At 53.0% G+C, this 3048-nt stretch carries 1 tRNA gene and 2 rRNA genes (1 of these 3 running past the window's edge); all 3 read left to right on the forward strand.

Features of this window, described 5'->3' with window-relative positions:
* Positions 1-2639: ribosomal RNA gene (locus K9B33_RS22705) — 23S ribosomal RNA — on the forward strand; it begins 154 nt to the left of the window's first position.
* Positions 2640-2780: 141 nt separating this feature from the next.
* Positions 2781-2895: ribosomal RNA gene (gene rrf, locus K9B33_RS22710) — 5S ribosomal RNA — on the forward strand.
* A gap of 76 nt (positions 2896-2971) precedes the next feature.
* A tRNA-Met gene (locus K9B33_RS22715) sits at positions 2972-3048 on the forward strand.

Raw genomic sequence — 3048 nt, forward strand, 5'->3', positions numbered from 1 at the left:
AGCAATCAGGATCCGTATTAAATGGGAGAGGTATCACTAAGCTGAATAAAATAGGCTTTGGTGAAGCGAACCCGGAGAACTGAAACATCTCAGTACCCGGAGGAAAAGACATCAACCGAGATTCCGTTAGTAGTGGCGAGCGAACGCGGACCAGGCCAGCGCCTGGGATATAATTAGCAGAAGTCTCTGGAAAGGGACGCCATAGCGGGTGACAGCCCCGTATGCGAAAATGATATCTCAGGACTTGAGTAGGGCGGAGCACGTGAAACTCTGTCTGAACATGGGGGGACCACCCTCCAAGCCTAAATACTCGTACATGACCGATAGTGAACCAGTACCGTGAGGGAAAGGTGAAAAGCACCCCGATGAGGGGAGTGAAACAGTACCTGAAACCGGATGCCTACAAGCAGTGGGAGGGTCCTTGAGACCTGACCGCGTACCTCTTGCATAATGGGTCTGTGACTTAGTGTATCAAGCAAGCTTAAGCCGTTAGGTGTAGGCGCAGCGAAAGCGAGTCTGAATAGGGCGACCATAGTTTGATGCATTAGACCCGAAACCCGGCGATCTATGCATGACCAGGTTGAAGGTGCGGTAACACGCACTGGAGGACCGAACCGTTCAATGTTGAAAAATTGTCGGATGAGTTGTGCTTAGGGGTGAAAGGCCAATCAAGCCGGGAAATAGCTGGTTCTCCGCGAAATCTATTGAGGTAGAGCGTCGGATGATTGCCGTTGGGGGTAGAGCACTGGATGGTTGCGGGGGTCGCGAGATCTACCAATACTAACCAAACTCCGAATACCAACGAGTCTAGTCCGGCAGACAGACGGCGGGTGCTAAGGTCCGTCGTCAAAAGGGAAACAGCCCTAACCTACAGCTAAGGTCCCCAAGTCATCACTAAGTGGGAAAGCATGTGGGATTTCCAAAACAACCAGGAGGTTGGCTTAGAAGCAGCCATCCTTTAAAGAAAGCGTAACAGCTCACTGGTCTAAATAAGAGATCCTGCGGCGAAGATGTAACGGGGCTAAAGTGATGCACCGAAGCTTAGGGTTCAGTCTTTGACTGAGCGGTAGCGGAGCGTTCCGTAGGCCGTTGAAGCGGAAGGGTAACCGACCGTGGAGGTATCGGAAGTGCGAATGCAGACATGAGTAGCGATTAACAGTGTGAGATGCACTGTCGCCGAAATTCCAAGGGTTCCTGCTTAAAGCTAATCTGAGCAGGGTAAGCCGGCCCCTAAGACGAGCCCGAAGGGGGTAGTCGATGGGAACCACGTTAATATTCGTGGGCCTGGAGGTGTGTGACGGATGCCGTAACTGGTCAGGGCTTATTGGATTGCTCCTGGCTGGGAAGGTGTCCCAGGAAATAGCCCCTCCGTATAGACCGTACCCTAAACCGACACAGGTGGAATGGTAGAGTATACCAAGGCGTTTGAGAGAAGTATCCTGAAGGAACTCGGCAAATTGCCTCCGTACCTTCGGAAGAAGGAGGCCCCACATAAGCGCAAGCTCTTGTGGGGGGCACAGGCCAGGGGGTAGCGACTGTTTAGCAAAAACACAGGGCTCTGCTAAGTCGGCTTCAAGACGACGTATAGGGCCTGACGCCTGCCCGGTGCCTGAAGGTTAAGAGGAGGAGTGCAAGCTCTGAATTGAAGCCCAGGTAAACGGCGGCCGTAACTATAACGGTCCTAAGGTAGCGAAATTCCTTGTCGGGTAAGTTCCGACCTGCACGAATGGCGTAACGACTTCCCCACTGTCTCCAGGATATGCTCAGCGAAATTGAATTCTCCGTGAAGATGCGGAGTACCCGCGGTTAGACGGAAAGACCCCGTGCACCTTTACTGCAACTTCAGAGTGGCATTAGGAAAGAGCTGTGTAGCATAGGTGGGAGGCTTTGAAGCATCGACGCCAGTTGATGTGGAGCCATAGGTGAAATACCACCCTGCTGTTTTCTGATGTCTAACCTCGTACCGTTATCCGGTACAGGGACCCTCTGTGGTGGGTAGTTTGACTGGGGCGGTCGCCTCCTAAAGAGTAACGGAGGCGCGCGATGGTGGGCTCAGGACGGTTGGAAACCGTCTGTTAGAGTGCAATGGCATAAGCCCGCCTGACTGCGAGACTGACAAGTCGAGCAGAGACGAAAGTCGGTCATAGTGATCCGGTGGTCCCTCGTGGAAGGGCCATCGCTCAACGGATAAAAGGTACGCCGGGGATAACAGGCTGATGATTCCCAAGAGCTCATATCGACGGAATCGTTTGGCACCTCGATGTCGGCTCATCACATCCTGGGGCTGGAGCAGGTCCCAAGGGTTTGGCTGTTCGCCAATTAAAGTGGTACGTGAGCTGGGTTCAGAACGTCGCGAGACAGTTTGGTCCCTATCTGCCGTGGGCGTCGAAATTTGAGAGGAGTTGACCCTAGTACGAGAGGACCGGGTTGAACATACCTCTGGTGTACCAGTCGTTCCGCCAGGAGCGCAGCTGGGTAGCTATGTATGGACGGGATAACCGCTGAAAGCATCTAAGCGGGAAGCCTCCCTCAAGATAAGATTTCTTAGGACGGTCGAAGACCACGACCTTGATAGATCGGATGTGGAAGTGCGGTAACGCATGAAGCTAACCGATACTAATTGTCCTATTCGCGCTTAAGAGTCCCACCATCAACGACAGTGCTGGAAACAGCAATCGTCAGCGATCGTAGGTTGTTAAGCCAGCCCAGATATATGTTTATATACGAACCAAAATGTGCACGGCATCGATCAAAAACCCATATATGCGCCAGCTTCATTGCTTGGTGACCATAGCGTCTGTGACCCACCCGATCCCATCCCGAACTCGGCCGTGAAACCAGTCTGCGCCGATGGTACTATTGCTCAAGCACTGGAAGAGTAGGGCGTCGCCAGGCATTGAAGCTCGCGCATATATCGGAACACAAAAAACCCATTCACAACGTCTTTTGCGATCTCTGGTCGTGCCTCTGGCGCGGGATGGAGCAGCCCGGTAGCTCGTCAGGCTCATAACCTGAAGGTCGCAGGTTCAAATCCTGCTCCCGCAACCA

Origin of the sequence: Sphingobium sp. 3R8 (assembly GCF_020166615.1) — a bacterium.
GTDB classification, from domain to species: domain Bacteria; phylum Pseudomonadota; class Alphaproteobacteria; order Sphingomonadales; family Sphingomonadaceae; genus Sphingobium; species Sphingobium bisphenolicum.